Origin of the sequence: Nocardia sp. NPDC050630 (assembly GCF_044457245.1) — a bacterium.
Lineage (GTDB): Bacteria > Actinomycetota > Actinomycetes > Mycobacteriales > Mycobacteriaceae > Nocardia.
This window is the reverse complement of sequence record NZ_JBITGN010000001.1, coordinates 117,221-136,139: the sequence shown is the minus strand read 5'-3', so window position 1 is coordinate 136,139 and position 18,919 is coordinate 117,221. Positions and strand designations below refer to the sequence as shown.

Sequence of the window (18,919 nt, the reverse complement as noted above, 5' to 3'; positions counted from 1 at the left end):
TGGCCTTCGTCATCCGAATCGAACCGCTCGACAGCAGTGGGTCGACAGTCACTCTGTGAATCCACTTCGACTGCCCTCTACCGCATCCCGTCCCTACTACGGCCATCAAGTTGGCGGCGGCGATCGAGCTCGACACCGCACTGGCGCAACTGAAAAGCTCGTTACGTGCCCGAGGTTGTGATTCGAACAGTGGTATACCTCAGCTGGTGGACGACGAATTGGTGACCGGGGAGTTGGCCGTTGACGGGCTCATGCGCAGCGTTGCCGTGCGCCCACCGCGCGAACAGAATGCGCCGTTGGTCGTGGTGCTGCACGGCAATTTCTCGGGCAGCGCGCGAACGTATGCCAGGCCGATCATGTACGACTGGACCAGTTTCGCCGCCCACGCCGACGAATGGGGCATTGCCGTCGCGTACCCCCAAGGTCACGGCGGCTGCTGGGCCGACGGGCGCGGCGTCACAACGGCCGACGAGTCCGGAGTGGATGATGTGTCGTTCCTGTGCGCGGTGATCGATTGGTGCGGCGACCGCTTCGGCACCGTGCCGGATCGGACACTCGTCGCCGGAATATCCAACGGCGCGTTCATGTCTCACCGATTCGCGCTGGAAGCCGCCGATCGAGTGCCGGTATTGGCCGCGGTCGCCGGTGGGTTCCCCGCGGCGTTGCTCGATATACGGCCCACCCATGCGGTGTCGGCGATGCTCATCAACGGTGATGCCGACCCGATTCAACCGATCACCGGTGGCTACTCACGCCGAAGCAGCGCGAACGACGAATCTCGGGGCCACACATTGGGTTTGAGCGAAACAGCCCGGCACTGGCAGGGCCTGGATCGCTGTGCGGACGACGGGGGCACGATTACGACGGAGAACTCGAGCCGCCACACGGTGACCGGTGGCGTCGGCGGGACGCAGGTCTCGGCGTGGACAGTTTTCGAAGGCGGCCACACCTGGCCGGGCACCCCTGTTCCCGCAGAATGGGCGGACACTCCCGGCTCTGCCGTCACCCTGGAATTCGATGCCGCAGAACAGATCTGGAGCTTTGCGCACCCCCTATTGATTCCAGCGTCAACCCGCAAACTCTGAACTGCGTGGCCTCGACCGCGTCGGCACCAGCCGCCATTTCGCACCGACACGCAGCACCGGCCCCACCCGCGACCCACCGACGAGGATGCTGTGGTCCTCGGGCGACGGTGGGTTGTCGGCGTTGTCGTGTCGTACGTACGGACGACCCCGCCCGATGGATGCTCGCGCGCACCGATTCCACGCCTCCCATGTTTCGCTCCTCGATTACCTGCGCGGCGTGACAGAAGATGCGTGGGGGCATGATCTCTGCGCATACGGCGCACCACGGACTTGCTCCGCATAGGATCGGTCGCGTACGCGCTCAGGGAGGGAGCCAATCATCATGTTCGATCTTTCGCGTTATCGAACGCTTACCACCATCGGGCTGCTCATACTGCTTGCCACAACCGCCTGCGATACCCACGACGCGAGCTCAACCGCATCGCCGAGCACCAATTCGCCCGCGGTGAGCCCGACCAGCACCACGCCGCACACCTTCGCCGATCTCGGAACTCACCCGTGCAGCGCCTTGGATGTCGCGGATACCACCCGATTCGGGGTCACCGCCCCCGGCACCGAACAACCCGGCGCCGCTCGCGGATGCTTCTGGACAACCCCCACCACCGGATTCAGTTTCTACCCCCACCCCTCCTCCGATCTGACAACACCGCTGCCGCCCGTCCCGGGCGCGACTGCGATAACCGTCGCAGACCATCGAGCCGTCCAGATCCGCCAGTCCCTCCCGCAAGGCAAGGAGGCAGGCTGCACCATCACCGTCGCCACAACGACCGGCGGATCGTTCAACGTCGAGGTCGCAATCGCGGGCGCGGGCAGCGACACGGCACCCGTCGTCGACACCTGCGCGCTCGGAATCGACATCGCCACAGCAGTTCTCAGCCACTTGGCATAACCGCAGTCGCCGCTCACCCGGTGCGGCAGGCGGGTCGCCTGGAGAGCTCCCGAACCGAACCGGGTTCGACGCCGATCAGGCCGAGCGCGTCTTCGCACTGGTGCGGCTGCACCGCGGGCGCACCTCGACAAGTGGGATCGGCGATCGAGTACCCCGCATCCTTTTTCGATGGACGAATCCGACGACCGCCCCAATGCCCGTGTAGTTCGCGACGCGCCTCGACCGTGGCCGCGCGGTCGATCAGGCGCGAATATGTAATCCGAAGCCCGTGCGGCCCTTGGCTTCCAGACCTTCACGCAGGCGCAGGGACGGCATTTCGTAGTCGCCGCCGTTCTGGGTGCGGAAGGCGATGGGGTCGGTCTGTTCGATCGACAGAAGGCGCTGCTCCCAGGCCTTGGCGGTGTCGGTGAAGTCTTCGGGCGAAAGGCGGTCCGCGCCGTAGGTCAGGAACGGGGGCAGCACGTCCATGCCGGGGTAGTAGAAGATGCCGTGCTGGATCGGGAAGAGGAGATCGTCGATGGGGCCGTTGATGCCGCGGTCGGTGTAATGCGATTCGCGGCCGCCGATCGTCACCGACAGCATGGCCCGCTTGCCCGCTAGGGTGCCCTCCCCGTAGCGGTCGCCGTAGCGGGTGTCGCTGTGTTCGCCGACGCCATAGGCGAAGTGGTAGGTGAAGACTCGGTCGACCCAGCCCTTGAGGATCGCGGGCATCGAGTACCACCACAGCGGGAATTGGAAGATCACGGTATCGGCCCAGAGCAGTTTCTCCTGCTCGGCCGCGATATCGGCGGTGAGTGTGCCGGTGTCGTACGCGCGGCCGGAGTCCGTGGCGACCCGCAGCGGGCCGCTCGTCCCGCCGAAATCGTCGGCGTCGACGGTCGCCTTCCATCGCATCGCGTACAGGTCGCTGACCTGCACCTCATGCCCGGCCTCGCGCAGGGTGGTCACCGCGATGCCGGTGAGCGTGCCGTTGAGTGATTGCGGTTCGGGGTGGGCGTGAACGATGAGTGTCCGCATTTGCTGCTCCTTCGGATCGGATGTGTTCGATATTCGGCGTCTGTGCGGCCGCCGTTCAGGGACGCTTTTTCCATCGGACGGGACTTCCTGGTATCAGCAGGACCACCCTTGCCCCGCGAAATCGTGGCAATACTGGAGGGATGGACGAGCTCAGCGACTTCCTGCGCACGCGGCGGTCCCGGGTGGATCCCGGCTCCGTCGGCATTGCGACCGATTCACGCCGTCGGGTGGCCGGATTACGCCGGGAGGAGGTCGCGCATCTGTCCGGGGTAAGCGTCGACTACTACGTACGCTTGGAGCAGGGGCGCGCCCGGCAGCCATCCGCGCAGGTCCTCGATGCGCTGGCCAGGGTGCTCGGCCTCGCCGAGGTGGAACGCGAGCATCTACACCGGCTGGCCCGCCGTCCACAGCGCCCGGTGAAGCCGGTTCCGAACGTCCGCATTCGCCCCGAATTGCGGCGGGTGTTGGATCTGATCCCTGACGCACCCGCTTTCATCGTCGATCACCGCCTCGAGGTAATGGCGGGCAACCGGCTCGCGGAACTGCTGTACGGACAAAGCCCCATGAGGGGCTTGAATATCGCCCGCCACATCTTCTTGGACGATTGCGGCGCACGCTCGCTCTACGCCCAGTGGGAGGTCTGCACCCGCGATGTCGTCGGCCACCTGCGCCTCGCGGCGGGCAAGTATCCCGACGATCCGAAACTGTCGGCCCTGATCGGCGAACTCGCCGTACACAGCGACCGCTTCCGCAAGCTGTGGGCCCGCGCCGACGTCCGCTCCCGAACCCACGGCCGCAAGGCCTTCGTCCATCCCCTGGTCGGCACCCTGGACCTACATCAGGAGAACTTCGCGCTACCGGAGGAAACCGGCACCGAGCTCGTCGTCCTGTCCGCTGAACCGGGCAGCGAATCCCACGACAACCTGCGCCTGCTGGCCAGCCTCGGCGCCACGGACGCCGTCGCGCCCGACCGGCATATGACACAAAACTAGTCAGCCGACCGGAGCAGCACGATGACCTACTGTTCATCATTCAGCACCAGACCACCGAGCTGTGGCTGAAGCTGGTGCTGCACGAATTGCGCGTCGCACGTGCCGGCTTCGACGCCGATGAAATCGCGCTCAAATGCCTTGCGCGAGTGAACATATCCCGAAGACGCTGACCGAACAGTGGTCCGTGCCCGACGCCTCGAGAAGCGGAGGCATCAGGACGATCCGGATCCACCAGCACATCTGCTCTGCGCGAGATGGCCGACCATATCTTCGACGGATGGGTCCCCGCTCTGGATATCGAGTAGCTGACGCGAACACCAGCGAAAGGCGAAACGGGACTAGGACTAGGCTTCCACCGAAGGTGACAACGCCGAACGGAGAGGGCTGATATATGGCGTCCGCAACAGCATCCGCACAGATCGGGGTTACCGGCCTGGCGGTCATGGGTAGCAATATCGCCCGGAACTTCGCCAAGCACGGTTACACGGTGGCACTGCACAACCGCAGCATCGCCAAGACCGACGCACTGCTTGCCGAACACGGCGGCGACGGCGACTTCGTGCGCACCGAAACGATCGAGGAGTTCGTCGCGGCGCTGGAGAAGCCGCGCCGGGTACTGATCATGGTCAAGGCGGGGGATCCGACCGACGCCGTCATCGCCGAACTCGCCGATGCGATGGAGCCCGGCGACATCATCATCGACGGCGGCAACGCCCTCTACACCGACACCATTCGCCGTGAGGCCGCCATGAAGGCGCGCGGGTTGAACTTCGTCGGCGCGGGCATCTCCGGCGGTGAAGAGGGCGCGCTCAACGGTCCGGCGATCATGCCGGGCGGCCCCAAGGAATCCTACGAATCCCTGGGCCCGCTGCTGGAATCCATTGCCGCGCAGGTGGACGGAACGCCGTGCTGCACGCATATCGGCCCCGACGGCTCGGGGCACTTCGTCAAGATGGTGCACAACGGCATCGAGTACGCCGATATGCAGCTGATCGGCGAGGCCTACCACCTGTTCCGCGACGCGCTCGGCTTCGACGCCAAGCAGATCGCCGATGTGTTCACGCAGTGGAACTCCGGCGAACTCGAGAGCTACCTCGTGGAGATCACCGCCGAGGTGCTCGAGCAGGTCGACGCGAAGACCGGTCAGCCGCTGGTGGATGTGATCGTCGATGCGGCCGAGCAGAAGGGCACCGGTCGCTGGACTGCGAAGTCCGCGCTCGATCTGGGCATCCCGGTCACCGGCATCGCCGAGGCGGTCTTCGCGCGGGCGCTGTCGGGCTCACGTGCGCAGCGCAAGGCCGCGGTCGGTCTTGCCGCTGGCAAGCTCGGCGAAAAGCCCACAGACGTCGCCCAATTCACCGAGGACATCCGCCAGGCGCTCTACGCGTCGAAGATCGTCGCGTACGCCCAGGGTTTCGATCAGATCGCCGCGGGCAGCGCCGAATACAACTGGAACCTGCGTCCCGGCGACATGGCCACCATCTGGCGCGGCGGCTGCATCATCCGGGCCCGCTTCCTGAACCGGATCAAAGAGGCCTACGACCAGAATCCGGAACTGCCGAGCCTGATCCTCGCGCCCTACTTCCGGGCGGCGATCGAGACGGCCATCGACAGTTGGCGACGCGTGGTCGCCACCGCCACCCTGCTCGGCATCCCGGTGCCCGCGTTCGCATCCTCGCTCTCGTACTACGACGCCCTGCGCGCCGAACGGCTGCCCGCCGCCCTCACCCAGGGGCAACGCGACTTCTTCGGCGCGCACACCTACGAGCGCATCGATGCGCCCGGCAAGTACCACACGCTGTGGAGCGGCGACCGCAGCGAGGTTTCGGCCGACTGATTCGAGCGCCGTCCCAGCTCTGGGAAGACCCCAAAATTAGGGGCCGGGTGTACCGCGCTCGCATGAGGAGGACTGTTTGGCGGACCTACCAAGCGAACCAGCCGCCGAACAGCGGCTCGCCGATGTGCTGAAAGCACTCGGACCGGCGGGCTGGCAGCAGGCGGATGCGGTATTCGCGGTCACGGTCGCGGGTGCGGTCGGGCAGCTCGCGTACTCCGTCGGCGACCAGGTTGTTCCGTTATCGCCTCCGGAGTCGGTCCTGGCTCTGGTTCGGGAAATCCGGGCGCTCGCGGCACGTTCCAACGGCGGACCATGGTGGCGCATGCTGGTCGTACTAGCCGACTCCGGCGCGATCGATATCGATTACGACTACGGCGAGCAGCCGTTCCCGCCCGGGCAGCTGTTCGCTCCCGAGGCCTATCGCGCCGACCTCGAGGCGTATCCGCGCGCCGAGATACCGGTATGGTTGGGCGCCTACATCGGCCATGGCGACCGGCAACGGCGCACACCGCAGCAAGCCGCCGCCCAGGCGCGCGCCGATCGATCCGGTCAAGTGTGGGCGACGCTGGCGGAATACGAATTCCCCCCGTTCCCACAGATGTGGGCACGCTGGGCGACGGTCGCCGCGGCATTCGTCGCCGCCCGGTCCGAGCACGGCCCGCGGATGGAGCCGTGGACGGGAGTGTTCGAAGGCGCGACATTGCACGGGTCGACGCTGCATGCGCTCCCAGCCGGACGGGCCGTGCTCTCGGGCGGGGTGTGGAACGCGCCCACCTTGAACGCGGTCTACAACGGCGGCGAGCCGATGCCGAATCTCTATGCGGGCGCCCCGGATTGGGTGGCCGATCCCGTGCTCGACCCGCGCGCCGCATCAGGTCTGCTGTCGTTCTGCTACTGGTGGGAGTCCGGACGCTGGTATCGCGGAGCGTCGCCGTCGGCGCAGGATTGCGCCGTCGCGGTGCCCGGGGTCTGGACCAGGGACACGGTGACGGGAATCGTCGCCGATCTACTCGGTACGGAGCCGAATCCTGGTACTCGGGAAGCGATTCCCGCACTTCTGGCAGCGGCCGAGGCCGGACGGGTCACGCGCCGGGAGCTGGTGGCTGTATTCGGCGAGGACGGCCGGTTCGATCTCGACGGTGCGCTCTACCAGTATTCGCTGGCCGGATTGGCGCCGCCGACACCGGAGCCGATGCACGCCGCGGAGGCGATCTCCCGGGTACGCGATTACATCACCGGGCGAGTCCTGGACACCACGGGATATCCGCTCCAGCAGTTGGTCGCCGAACGATTCAGCGTGGGTTGGATGGTGCATGTGCCGGTGCCCGCCGGGATGGTCGCGACCGATCGGGCGATCTTCTATCTCGGCGACGACGGTGTGCTCGAACAGTCGTCGTCGGCCATCGATCCGCCGACGTACATCGCCGACTTCGAACGGCGATATACAGAGCGTCACGGCCGAGACCCGAAGGGGTAGTCATGGACCATTGGGAACGAGAGGGCCTGCGTGCGGCCAACTTCGGGATACGCAACCAGGTCGAGAACATCCTCGACGCACTCGCCGAGCAACGCGCCCACCAGGCCGAGGCCCAGCGGAAGTTGGATACCGCACGGTGCAGCGCCAGCTCGTCGGACGGCCTGGTGGAGGTGACCGTCGACAATTCGGGTGTCCTCATCGACGTGCGGTTCACCGCGAATGCCGCGCATAGTACCGCCGAACAGTTGGGCCGGTCGGTCACCGAGGCAGGACGCGAGGCGGCCCGCCGCATGCGGGAGCAGGTCGCACAGATCCTGGACCCGGTTGCCGCGGGCGTTCGTACCATGCCCGACCTGCCCGATCTGATACTCGGCGCACCGAGCCTGCGCGGGCACGGCGAAGTCGAGCGGCGCGACGAATAACTCCCTCCTCTATTCCCAGCACTGGGCATAGGTAAAGCCGCAGTAAGATTCTTCACCAGGCAAATCGCCTCCTCGGTTTCGCTGGTGAGGGTTGAAGGGTGACCGGGTATGGGCCAATCGTTGCGTATCGATCCCGATCGCATCCATGCGCTCGTCACCGAACTCGCCGCAGTCGCCGAATCCGCGCACCACGACCTGGCCGAACTGAAGGACGCCCTGGCTCGCGAGGGAAAACCATGGGGTGACGACGAGCCGGGACGAATGGTCGGCGATGCGTATGAGCCACAGGCGAAGAAGGGACTCGAGGGGTACCAGAACCTGGTCGACAACCTGCGCGGGCTGAGCAAGGGTGTCAGCGAGGTCGCCGACGCACTCGACGAACAGGACCGCAGCGGCGGCCAACAGATCCGCTCCGCCGGACCGAATCAGCCGGTGTCCGTCGTGCCGGAGACAACTTGGAACGGCACCAACGCCCCCCGAACCACTTCGCCCACAACCGGTTCCGGGTCGACCGCGGATAACGGGAGCGCGACGCCGACACAGTCCGGCGGTTCAACTCCCACCTCGGCCAACCAGCCGAGTTCCACGCCGACCGCCTACCCACAACCGGAGACCACGGGCTACACCCCGATCGGCCAGCCCATACCGGCCGGTTCGCAGCCCGGTTACCCGGATTCGGGTACACCGTCGACCGGACCGGACGCCACGACTCAGCCCGCTGCGGAAAATTCGACCGAAGACGGCACGAACGCCACTTCACCGCAGGTCGCTGACGATTCAGCCCCGACCGTCCCCGGCCCGACGCCATCCACCGCCACGGCGCCACCCAGGACCGGCGACCCCACGGTAACCGACAGGCCCGCGGGCACACCATGGTCGAGAACACCTGGGACGGCTTTCCCAGCGATACCCTCGGGCACCCCCTGGTCGGGAGCCCGTTCAGGCGCGCGCCCATCGGTCTTCGCACCGCATCCGGGCGGCGTCGGCCCGGCGCAGCCCGCCGATCAGAAGCGAGACGACAAGCCGCGCAAAAAGAAGCGCGAATCGGGGGTAGTCCGGGTGCCGACCGATGCGTCGGCGCTTGCCGCAGCGCAGGCGCTCGCCGATCGGCACGGACTGCGGCTCGTCGGCTTCGAGACCTCGGGGATCGGACCGGAGATGGTCACCCAACTGGCCGCGGCCATCGACGACATTCTCGGTAAGTATCCGTTCATCGAGCTTCACGGGATCGAGATCACCGACCTCGGTGACCGGATCTCCGAGGTGACCCGGAATCGAGGCGATGAGTCGGAGTCGGCGAGCACCGGGTCGTGGATCCTGCTCGACCGCGCGCTTGTCGCGAATCCCGCTCAATTCAGCGAAAAGGTCCGCGCTGCAATACAATCCGGAGAATCTGTAGCCGGGTCGGAGGAGCGACCGATGTATTCGACGATCGTCGGCGACCTCGGTCGGATCATGGCGGAGCAGGCGGGTCGCCCTGTCTGGCGGATGGCACAGCGGTCCCTGATCACCGAGTATCGGCGTCTCGAGGGCCCGTGGAACAGCGGGGAAACTCTGGCGAGCATCGTCGGCGGTTTCCGGCGGTGGCGAGACCAGTTGGGCGGCAATAGGGTCGCCGACGGCCGGTTCCAGCCGCGTTCGGCACTGGTTGCGGCATTCGCCGAAGTGGAACTGCGCGGGGAAGACGCGTGTGGTCCGGCGCGGGTGCTGTATCGGTTGTTGGTGGAGGGCGCCAGAGGGCGGTCAACGCCCCGGTGAGTGTCACCATCCCACCGCATTTCCCGGACTGGCTGACCCGCTGGGTGATCGGCCACTTCCCGGTCGGCAAACCCGACGAGATCCGCGCCGCCGCCGAGGCCTGGGCACGCTCAGCTGAACATCTCAAAGTCACACTCGCGCACCTGGAACGGCTCGCGCGCGAGGTTGCCTCGGCAATCGAGGGCGAGGCCGGTGAGGCGATTCAGAAACAGCTGAAGACCGAGATCGCCAATACGCGCAGCCAAATCGAATTCGCCGACGGCATGGCCGGTATGCTCTACGACTCGGCCAACTCGATCGAACTCGAGCAGTACATCGTCATCGGTATCGGGGCGGTCCTGCTCGCCAACCTGCTCATCGACACCGCCGTACCGATGAAAGCCGCCAGCGACCGCATCGCCGCTGACGTCGCCGCCACCACCGCCCGTCGCGACACCCTCGCATTCCTGTTCCAACGCTCCGCCGCCTTCATGCAGCGATTCCCCCATATGGCGCTCGCCATTCGCGCGACCATCATGGGCGCGGTTTCCATGGGCGGGGTCGTCGCCGGTGCGCAATACGCCCAAATCGTCCAGGGCCACGGCAAACCCGGACGCCGTACCAGCATGGATTGGGGCCAGGTGGGGGTGGCGGCGGCTGCCGGCGGTGCCGGTGGCCTGGTCGGCTCACTGGCGACCCGAGCTGTGCTGCCCGCGCTCACCCGTATCGGGGCCAACGCCGCGACACGGATGGGGCGTGCGACGGGTCGTGCCGTTGCGGTGGTGCTCGCCAGCGCCACCGGTGGAGCCGCGGGTGGAGCCGCGGGTGCGGTGACGATGTCCGCGCTGACGCACAGCAAACTGAATCTCGCCGAGATGATGCTGATGGGCGCGGGCAGTGGTGCCGTCGGCGGTTTCGGCGCGGCAATGCGCGCCACCAGAGCTATGGGCACAGTCCGGCCGCCGGAGCAGACCGCGACCGAGGTCGGTCGATCCCGCGGTGGCCGCGACGACAGCTGGCGCGATGGGCTCCCGGTCCGAGAACCCTACTGGAACAGGCCGCACAGCAATGCCGACACGGCCCGGCCGAGCGGGGAGACTATCCCGGAGATCAGCGGGCGCCGCGACGACCACTGGCGCGATGGGCTTCCAGAACGACCGGCACCGGATTGGGCCAGACCGCACACCGCCGAGGACGGTCACGCGCCCTGGCAGCCACCCAAGGAGACCATCGACGAGATCGACGGGATCGGCAAGTCACTCGAGGGAGAATTCAGCAAACTCGATGAGGGCGGCACCCCGCCGCCTTCGGATCCCAACCAACCGCCATCGGGCACACCCCGGACCCCACCCGCATCGCCGACATCCCCCGGTGGCACACCCGAACCCAGCCACGGCTGGAGTTCCTGGGATATGGCGCTGCAACAACTCACCGAGGGCAGTTTCGCAGCGGCACCGGCCGATCCCATGGCCGCACCGGGCGGCTCGTCGTCGACCAACCTCCCCGGCACCGCCCAATTCCACAGCAGCCGACCCGATTCTCCGCAGATGGGCCTTGCCGGACCCATTCTCGCCGCCGAGGGCCAGCCCAACGCCACACCGGGATCGGTGATGACGATGAGCGCCAACCCCCACGCCGAGAACAACACCCACTTCGGCACCGCCAAGGATCTCGGCGGCACCGGAGGCGGTAATGGTCCGGGCGTCACCGCGGGCCCACCTGCGTCACATGGGAGTTCGCCCAGTGGAGGCGGACTGGGTCCGCACTCACACACACCTGGGCGCGGGCCCGGCGAACTGCCGCCCGACCCCGACGAGGCCAGCATCATGCACCTCGATTTCGACCCCGAGCCGGTCGGCAACGAGCCCGCCACCCCGCCCGCGGCGACGCATACTGCTGGCGCCACGCCGGTCGAGCCGACGCCGGGCAACCGGCCAGGTTCGGGCACGCCCACCTCGGCGGAGGCGAACAGCCCTATCGCACAACCTGGTCCAGCGGCTGGCACCAGCGGCGCACCAGCACAACCGACTCCGGCACCGGCCGCGAACCCGCAGGCCAACGCACCCGCACCGCAGGCAAATACGCCCACACCCCACCCCACGCCACAGGCCAATACACCCACACCGCACGTCAATACACCCGCACAACCCCACACACCCGCACAACCCCACGCGAATCCGCAGGCCGGACAGGCTAATCCACCACTACCACCCGCTAACTCACCGCACCCCCAAGCCACTCCACCCGGCGCGCAAGCCAACTCGCCACAGCAACCGCACGCTGGCCCGCCAATTGCTGGCGGGGCGGCGAACAACCTTGCAGCCCAGGCAATCCCACCAGCCGCACTGGCTGGCGCGGCAGCACTGAGCGGGCACGGGCCGTCGGATCCCGGCGCTGCCGCGGGACTCTCGACACCGCCGCCCGCGATGTCCGGTGGGCAGCCCACCGACAACGACCGAACTCCCGGCGATCCCAAGGAATTTCCGGACCAGGACGAGATCGGGACCGTTGTAAAACCCCCGATGCCCAGCTACGTCCCCGCGTTACCGCAGGTCGACGAATACCCGAACAACGCACCCGACGAATACACCAAACCACCGGGCACCACCTACAACATTCCAGGCCAACCGGACGCACCAGATGGCCCACCCCCCAACGCGATTCCGATCGTCCCGCACCCGAGCACACCGGCGATTCCCGACACCGGATCCGCCATACCACTCACCGACCGACCACAGGTCCCGATCCCGGACACGGCTGTCCCCGGCGCGCCCGCCGAAGAAAATCCGGACGGGCAGAAGCCACGCGTCCACGACTCCGAACCACCGCTGCCCCGCCACTCCAACGACCCGGCACCGCACCTGCCCGCCCAACCAGCCGACCGCCCCACCGAACTCAACCCGCCTGCCCACTACGCCACCACACCGAACTCCGAAACCCCCGGCGCCCCAACTGATCCCACTGGCGCCCCACAACTCAACCGCCACAGCACCAACTACATCCCACCTCTCACCACCGAACCCACCCGCGGCGGTGTCCCCCCAACCGCGCCCGCGGGGCCCTTGCCACAGCCGGTGGCTCCGGCACGCCCGGTCCCGATGATGGCCCAAGCCTCGGCCGTCAAGCCCAAGAAGCGCATACCGAAGACACCGCCCGAACCGCCCAAGCCGACCGTCAAACCACCTGCGCCGGTGCCCATTCCAGTTCCCGAGCGCCGCAACCGCACCCAGCCGGCCACATCGCCGGTGCGCACGACCGCGACCAAACAGTCGGGACGCACAACGGGACGCACAACGGGACGCGACCTGGCACTCACCCTCGCCAGCCCCCCTCGTGCGATGACTGTGCCCGCGCTCAACCGAACCGAGCCGCACGGCCGCAACCTCGCCGAGCAGATGATCAGCGGCGGACTCGCTACAGCGGTCCGCCCTACCCGAGCCACGGACACACTGGTTCGCCCCCTCGAGGCGACTATTACCGAGCTCGAACGATCACTCGACGACAGCTCGAGCAACGGACTCCTGCCCGCACCGGAATCCGAATCGTCCGACCCGCGCACCACCGACGACGGATACAGACCCCGGCCACACGCGCAGACCATCGCCGAAATCGACGAGCAGACCATTGCCGATATCGACGCGATCAGCCGTGCTCTCTTCGACGAACTCGGCATACCCGACAACGACGGCGACACCCCATCACCCTCGAACTCGACCCAAGCACCGCCCTCCCCGAGCAATGCACCCGCGCCCGACCACGGCTGGAGCGCCTGGGACACGGCCCTGCGACAACTCACCGAGGGCCCCTACAACACACCCGCACCGACCGACCCGATCACGACGTCGGCGAGCCCGTCATCAACCGACCTCTCGGGCACCACCAAATTCCGCAGCAGCCGCCGCGAAACGCAACAGCCAGGTCTCGCTGGAACCATCCTCGCCGCTGAAGGCGAACCCGACACCGCTCCGGGATCCGCGCCCACAACCAGCACACCCACCCAAGCCGATACCAACACCCACACCGCCGCGACCCCTGACCTCAGCGGCTCGAACAACGGAACCGAACTCGCGGCGGAGCCACTAGCAGCGCATGAAGCTGGCGAGCTACCGTCCGCCCCTTACCAAGCCACGCTCGTCGATCTCGACTTCTTCGACTCCGAGCCAGTTGTCGACGAGTCCGCCCAGTCGACGACCCCGCAAATCGGCCCACGCCAGTCCCCGAGCTCCAATCCACGAGGCGCACAAGCCAACTCGCCACAGCAGCCATACACCACTCCATCTCCCGACGCGGTACCGAGCACTCTCGACGCCGAGGCGATCCCACCGGCCGGCACCGTGCCGCCCAGTGGGCCGACGGCGCTGGGCGGCGCGATGCCGCCGAGCGGGCATGGACCATCGAATTCCAATGCCAGCTCGGGACCCTCCGCACCGCCACCCGCGATGTCCGGCGGTCAGCCCACCGACAACGACCAAACCCCCAGCGACCCAGAAGAATTCCCCGACCGCATCGGCACCGTCGTCACACCCCCGATGCCCAGCTACGTCCCCGCACAACCACAGATCGACGAATACCCGAACAACGCACCCGACGAATACACCCAACCCCAGGGCACCACCTACAAAATCCCCGGCCAACCAGACACACCAAACGGCCCACCCCCCAACGCAATCCCGATCCTCCCACGCCCATCCACTCCGGTTGTGCCGGAAAGTCGACCTGCTGTCCCCCTCACCGACCGACCACAGGTCCCGATCCCGGACCACGCCATCCCCGGCGCACCCGCCGAGGACGACCAGGACCGGCAGAAGCCACGCGTACACGACTCCGAACCACCCCTGCCCCGACACTCCAACAACCCCGCACCACACCTGCCCGCTACACCCGCCGATCGCCCCACCGAACTCACCCCACCCGCTCGTTACGCGACCCCACCCAACCTCGAAACGCCCGGCGCCCCAACCGATCCCACCGCCGCCCCGCAACTCAACCGCGACAGCACCCAGTACATCCCCGACCCCACGGTCCAGCCCACCCGCGGTGGCGCTCCTGCCACAAGCCTCGCCGGGCCGTTGCCGGAACCAGTGGTCGCGGCGCGCCCGGTCCCGATGGCCTCGGCCGATAACCGTAAGAAGCCCAAACCTAAACCGAAGGCAACACAGGAACCAGCGCAGACACCACCGGAACCACCTGCCCCGATTCCGACACCACCGCCCAAGCCGGAGCCCAAGAAGCGTCCCGGTAAAGCCCAACCACCGCCGCCGCCGCCACCCACCGACCCTCCTGCGGTGAGCCCGGAACCCGCTGCGGCGGAGCACCCGAAGTCCGGTAAGTCCAGCGGACAACCGCCTGCCCTGGAGCTACCAGCCGTGGAGCGAGCGCGCGCGACTCTTCGCGAATTGCTCACCACCGATGCAGATATCGCATCCGCCGAGGCGATGCTCGACGCCCTGGTTCGGACCGCGGAGGGTCCGGTCGTGGTTCGGGTACTGCCAGACCGAGCTGCAGTGCGGGTCGAGGTAGTCGATCAGAGCAGGGTCCTGCCGACGCGTGACGAGCCCGATAAGACCACGGGTGAGGTGATGCCGACCGAATCGGGCCAGGTCACCGAGCTGTTGGACCAATCGGGGCAGTGGGGCTTCCGGCTGCACACCAACGGATCGCGCACACGGTGGTTCACTGTCGGACTGGACGATTCGGCGCCCGCACCATCCGAACCTGCCTTGCGGAGGACCTTCCAGCAGGGGGAGGTTCGACGGGGCGTGGCCGGGGCGCGCAAGCAAGTGGGCCAGTTCCTGTCGCAAAACACTAGTCTGCCCCAGTCGACAATCGATTCCGCAGTCCTGGCCATGTCGGAGTTGCTCGGCAACGCGGCACTGTACGCGAGCCGAGGCGGTGCCGAGCTGACCGTCGAGGCGAATGATTCACGCGTCCGGATCAGCATCGTGGACACCTCAGTCGGATTGCCGAAGTGGCGAACCGAAAGCAATGTCGATGCCGCCGACGAGGTCGCGCCATCATCCACCGTAGACACTGCCGACATCGATGCATTCCTGGCTGGGTTCGATGATGTGGCGGCACTAGAATCCGCGTTTGCCGATCCCGACGAACTGGGCGACCGCGCGGACGGAGAGCACGGACGCGGCGCTCGGATCGTGATGGACAACGCTGCCACGGTCGGCACCGATGTGACTCGGCACGGCAAGACGGTCTGGGTCGAATACACGACTCCCCCAAGGAATTACACAGCTACCTTACGCACTGACGATTCGAGCCCCGACCCAAGCGACCCGAATTACCAATCAATGGGCGCCTGGCTTAAAGCGGTCCGACAGCACAAGGAACTGACCCAGCAGCAGCTCGCCGATCGCATCCACCGAAACAAGGACACGGTGCGTAACGCCGAGAGTGGCCGCGTCACTGTCAGGCCTGAGTATCTGCGGGATTCTAGCGACGCCCTCGGGATTCCGGACAGCACCCTCCGAAGCGCTGTACAACGCTTCGAACCCCAACTCACGGACCACTTCGGCGAATCTATTCCTGACCCCACCGACCCTAGATACCGGTCGATGGGCGACTGGCTCAAAGCAGTCCGTCAGCATCATCAATTGACGCAGCAGGAACTCGCAGAACGCGTGGGCGGCACATACAACATTGTCTTCAAGACCGAGACCGACAGCACCACCGCAACGCCCGACTACCTGCAAACGTTCGGCGATGTGCTCAACATTCCCGGCGACATCCTGCGAACCGCGGTACGACGCTTCGAACCCCAACTCACGGACTACTTCAGCGAATCGATTCCGGACCCCAAAGACTCCAGATTCCAGTCGATCGGCAACTGGCTCGAAGCAGTCCGACGACACTACGGACTGACTCCGCAGGTACTTGCCGACCGTATCGACCGCGCGGTTGGGACGGTCCGCGATTCGGAGAACGGCGAGACCGTCACTCCCGACTACCTGCGAGCATTCGGCGATGCACTCAGCATCCCCGACGACATGCTGCGAACCGCGGTACGACGCTTCGCACCCCAACTCACGGACTACTTCAGCGAATCGATTCCGGACCCGAAAGACTCCAGATTCCGGTCGATCGGCAACTGGCTCGAAGCAGTCCGACGACACTACGGCTTGACTCAACGGGAACTGGCCACCCGTATGGGTCGCACTGAGCGAAAGGTGTGGGACGCAGAAAACGGCGGCACCGTCACCGCTTATCACTTGCAGGCGGTGGCCGATGCGCTAGGCGTTCCCGATGAAACGCTTCAGTACGCCGAGCAGTATTTCAGAACCCCTGACCCCACCGACTCGGAATACGAGTCGATGGGCGATTGGCTGAAGGCAGTCCGACAACACCGCGAACTTACCCAGCAGCAACTCGCCGACCGTATGGGCCGTTCTCGCATCAGAATATCGAAGACCGAGAATGGCGCCGTCACTGCTCGTTATCTGTGGGACTTCGGCGATACTCTGGGCATCCCCGATGAAACGATTGGGGCGGCGGTTCTTCGCTTCGAACCTCACCTCGCAAATGCTTTCGGATTACCGATACCCGACCCAACAGAGACTCGATTCCGGTCCATCGGCGACTGGCTCGAAGCCAACCGACAGCGTCATGGATGGACCCAACAGGAACTCGCCGACCGCATGGGCCGTGACCGAGCCCGGATATCGAAGATGGAGAACGGCGCCTCTGTCACTCCTGGTTACCTAACGGACTTCGCCAACGCTCTCAACATTCCCGAAGAAACACTCCGAGACGCCGAGCACCGCTTCACAGTCCTCGATCCAACAGATCCAGAATACCAATCGATTGGCAACTGGCTCCAAGCCAACCGCGAGCGCCGCGGGTGGACCCGGACGCAACTCGCAGACCGTGCGGGACGAGACATATTGACCCTGCGGAACGCGGAAACCGACAGCCGCCAGACGCGCCCACATGTGTTGCGGGACTTCGCGGTCGCCCTCGGCATTCCCCTCGACACCATGCGATCCGCCGTCCAACGGTTCCAACCTGAACTCGAAGATTTCTTCGCCATGGCGCTGCCCGATCTCGACAACTACCCGTCGTCGATCGGGGACTTGCTCAGGGCAATCCGGCACCACCATGGACTGACCCAAACTGAACTCGCCACGCGGATGGGTCGCAACAACAGGACCGTGCTCGATGTGGAGAACGGCGGCACCGTCACCCTTAACTTCCTGCGGACGATGCGCGAGGCCCTCAATCTCCCCCGCGATTATGTCCGTGCGATCGCGGAGCAATTCCTCACCCCCGCCTACCGACCGGGAGAGTCACCCGAGGGCCGGCCGGAGGAAGCGGATTTCTGGGATCTCTTCGATACCGCCCCCCGATCATCCGAAGAGTTGGCAATCCAGAATAAACTCTTGCTGCAGTATTTGTGGATCGCGAAGGCCGCCGCCTGGAAGTGGCGCACACTGACCGAGTTGAGCGAACTCTCTCGAGACGATCTCATGCAAATCTTCGCCCTAGCTATTCGGAGTGCGATTACAAACCACATCCCAGGCGGACCGCCATTCGCCGCCCATGCTTGGCGCTCGGCACGGGGCGTGATGCTGACCATCTATTTCGAATCACTGTTCCCGCGTCTGGATAGACCGACACGACTTCAAGTGATCAGGGTTTACACCTATGTCAATAAGCAGAAAGAGGCAGACAGGAATGCCAAACCGAGCAAGGGTGAAATCAGCCAGGCCCTCGGGCTGACACCGGCTGAAGTGTCCTTCGCGATCCAGACCATCGCGGTCAAATTCCCATCGTTCGACGACACGCCGTACGGCCAGGATCGGACCCTGGACGTGGCCGACCGAAATGCCACTCCCGACGACGACGCCACCCTCGACACTATCGACCAAGAGTTCGCCGAGCGGATCAGACAAGCCCTGTCAAGTCTGCCGACCGCAGACCTTGCTGCGCAGCTGGTCGAACTCGTCTTCCTCCAGTCGGTTTCGATCGAGGATGCCATCGACGAGTTGAACGAAGGGGCCGACGTCGAGTTGCCGCTCGACGCTGCCACCGCACACGAGATTCTGGCGCAGGCCGGCGGCGTGCTGCGCACAGTATTCGACCCGCCCGACTCGGATGAACCGGACGACCGCGAAGCGGATGACGCGAGTGCCAGTGGGACTCTTGCCTCCGAGCGTCCGAATGACGAGGGCACCGGCGGCGCTCCGGGACCCGCACGTCGGCGCCCGTCCGGCCCACGCGCTCGACAGCACCACGCACGCCCGCCGCATCACAGCACCGGGATCGGTCCTGCCGATTTCGACTCGAGGCGGCACCACCACCCATCAAATGGCCCCGCAGGTCCCCACGGACGCCGGCGCCAGTCGGGCGCAAGGACGCCCGAACCCGATGGCACCGCAGCACACCCGGACCAAGATCCCGGCGGCGCGACGACGCAGCCGCAATCGGCCGATGTCACCGTCAGCCGACCGCCATC

At 66.1% G+C, this 18,919-nt stretch carries 9 protein-coding genes and 1 pseudogene (1 of these 10 only partly in view); 9 read left to right on the top strand and 1 reads right to left on the bottom strand.

Features of this window, described 5'->3' with window-relative positions; all coding sequences use genetic code 11:
• Nucleotides 1–206: 206 nt before the first annotated feature.
• Nucleotides 207–1,085, top strand: coding sequence for an alpha/beta hydrolase family esterase (locus ACIBG0_RS00360; protein WP_397027864.1), 879 nt, complete (start codon nucleotides 207–209; stop codon nucleotides 1,083–1,085).
• Between the two features lie 322 nt (nucleotides 1,086–1,407).
• Nucleotides 1,408–1,974 (top strand): DUF3558 family protein, encoded by a 567-nt coding sequence (locus ACIBG0_RS00355; protein WP_397027862.1) that lies wholly within the window; start codon nucleotides 1,408–1,410, stop codon nucleotides 1,972–1,974.
• A 240-nt stretch (nucleotides 1,975–2,214) separates the two neighbouring features.
• Here ACIBG0_RS00355 and ACIBG0_RS00350 read toward each other — a convergent pair whose 3' ends face one another.
• Nucleotides 2,215–2,991 carry an NAD(P)H-dependent oxidoreductase gene (locus ACIBG0_RS00350; protein WP_397027860.1) on the bottom strand — a complete coding sequence of 259 codons (777 nt, stop codon included), beginning with the start codon at nucleotides 2,989–2,991 and terminating at the stop codon, nucleotides 2,215–2,217.
• A 140-nt stretch (nucleotides 2,992–3,131) separates the two neighbouring features.
• Here ACIBG0_RS00350 and ACIBG0_RS00345 point away from each other — a divergent pair, with 140 nt between their 5' ends.
• The 7 genes and pseudogenes from ACIBG0_RS00345 to ACIBG0_RS00315 all read left to right on the top strand — a co-directional run.
• Nucleotides 3,132–3,983 (top strand): helix-turn-helix transcriptional regulator, encoded by an 852-nt coding sequence (locus tag ACIBG0_RS00345; RefSeq protein WP_397027858.1) that lies wholly within the window; start codon nucleotides 3,132–3,134, stop codon nucleotides 3,981–3,983.
• Nucleotides 3,977–4,170 (top strand): annotated as a pseudogene (locus tag ACIBG0_RS00340) (tryptophan 2,3-dioxygenase family protein); the annotation flags it as partial. The gene ACIBG0_RS00345 and the pseudogene ACIBG0_RS00340, both read left to right, overlap by 7 nt.
• Before the next feature lie 204 nt (nucleotides 4,171–4,374).
• On the top strand, nucleotides 4,375–5,820 hold the full coding sequence (gene gndA, locus ACIBG0_RS00335) for an NADP-dependent phosphogluconate dehydrogenase (RefSeq protein ID WP_397027856.1): 1,446 nt from the start codon (nucleotides 4,375–4,377) through the stop codon (nucleotides 5,818–5,820).
• Nucleotides 5,821–5,896: 76 nt separating this feature from the next.
• Nucleotides 5,897–7,297 carry a hypothetical protein gene (locus tag ACIBG0_RS00330; protein WP_397027854.1) on the top strand — a complete coding sequence of 467 codons (1,401 nt, stop codon included), beginning with the start codon at nucleotides 5,897–5,899 and terminating at the stop codon, nucleotides 7,295–7,297.
• A 2-nt stretch (nucleotides 7,298–7,299) separates the two neighbouring features.
• Nucleotides 7,300–7,719 carry a YbaB/EbfC family nucleoid-associated protein gene (locus ACIBG0_RS00325; protein WP_397027852.1) on the top strand — a complete coding sequence of 140 codons (420 nt, stop codon included), beginning with the start codon at nucleotides 7,300–7,302 and terminating at the stop codon, nucleotides 7,717–7,719.
• A gap of 108 nt (nucleotides 7,720–7,827) precedes the next feature.
• Complete coding sequence (locus tag ACIBG0_RS00320; RefSeq protein ID WP_397027850.1) at nucleotides 7,828–9,477, top strand: hypothetical protein; 1,650 nt, start codon at nucleotides 7,828–7,830, stop codon at nucleotides 9,475–9,477.
• On the top strand, nucleotides 9,474–18,919 hold the 5' end (the start) of the coding sequence (locus ACIBG0_RS00315; protein WP_397027849.1) for an MFS transporter. 39,793 nt of this gene lie beyond the right edge of the window; only the first 9,446 of its 49,239 coding nucleotides appear in the window; its start codon is at nucleotides 9,474–9,476; the stop codon falls past the right edge of the window. Before ACIBG0_RS00320 ends, ACIBG0_RS00315 begins: the two co-directional genes overlap by 4 nt.

Bases quoted from the DNA above. Each gene is read 5' to 3' on its own strand.
- ACIBG0_RS00355 (WP_397027862.1), top strand. From the start codon at position 1,408: ATGTTCGATCTTTCGCGTTATCGAACGCTTACCACCATCGGGCTGCTC.
- ACIBG0_RS00350 (WP_397027860.1), bottom strand. From the start codon at position 2,991: ATGCGGACACTCATCGTTCACGCCCACCCCGAACCGCAATCACTCAAC.
- ACIBG0_RS00320 (WP_397027850.1), top strand. From the start codon at position 7,828: ATGGGCCAATCGTTGCGTATCGATCCCGATCGCATCCATGCGCTCGTC.
- gndA (WP_397027856.1), top strand. From the start codon at position 4,375: ATGGCGTCCGCAACAGCATCCGCACAGATCGGGGTTACCGGCCTGGCG.
- ACIBG0_RS00345 (WP_397027858.1), top strand. From the start codon at position 3,132: ATGGACGAGCTCAGCGACTTCCTGCGCACGCGGCGGTCCCGGGTGGAT.
- ACIBG0_RS00325 (WP_397027852.1), top strand. From the start codon at position 7,300: ATGGACCATTGGGAACGAGAGGGCCTGCGTGCGGCCAACTTCGGGATA.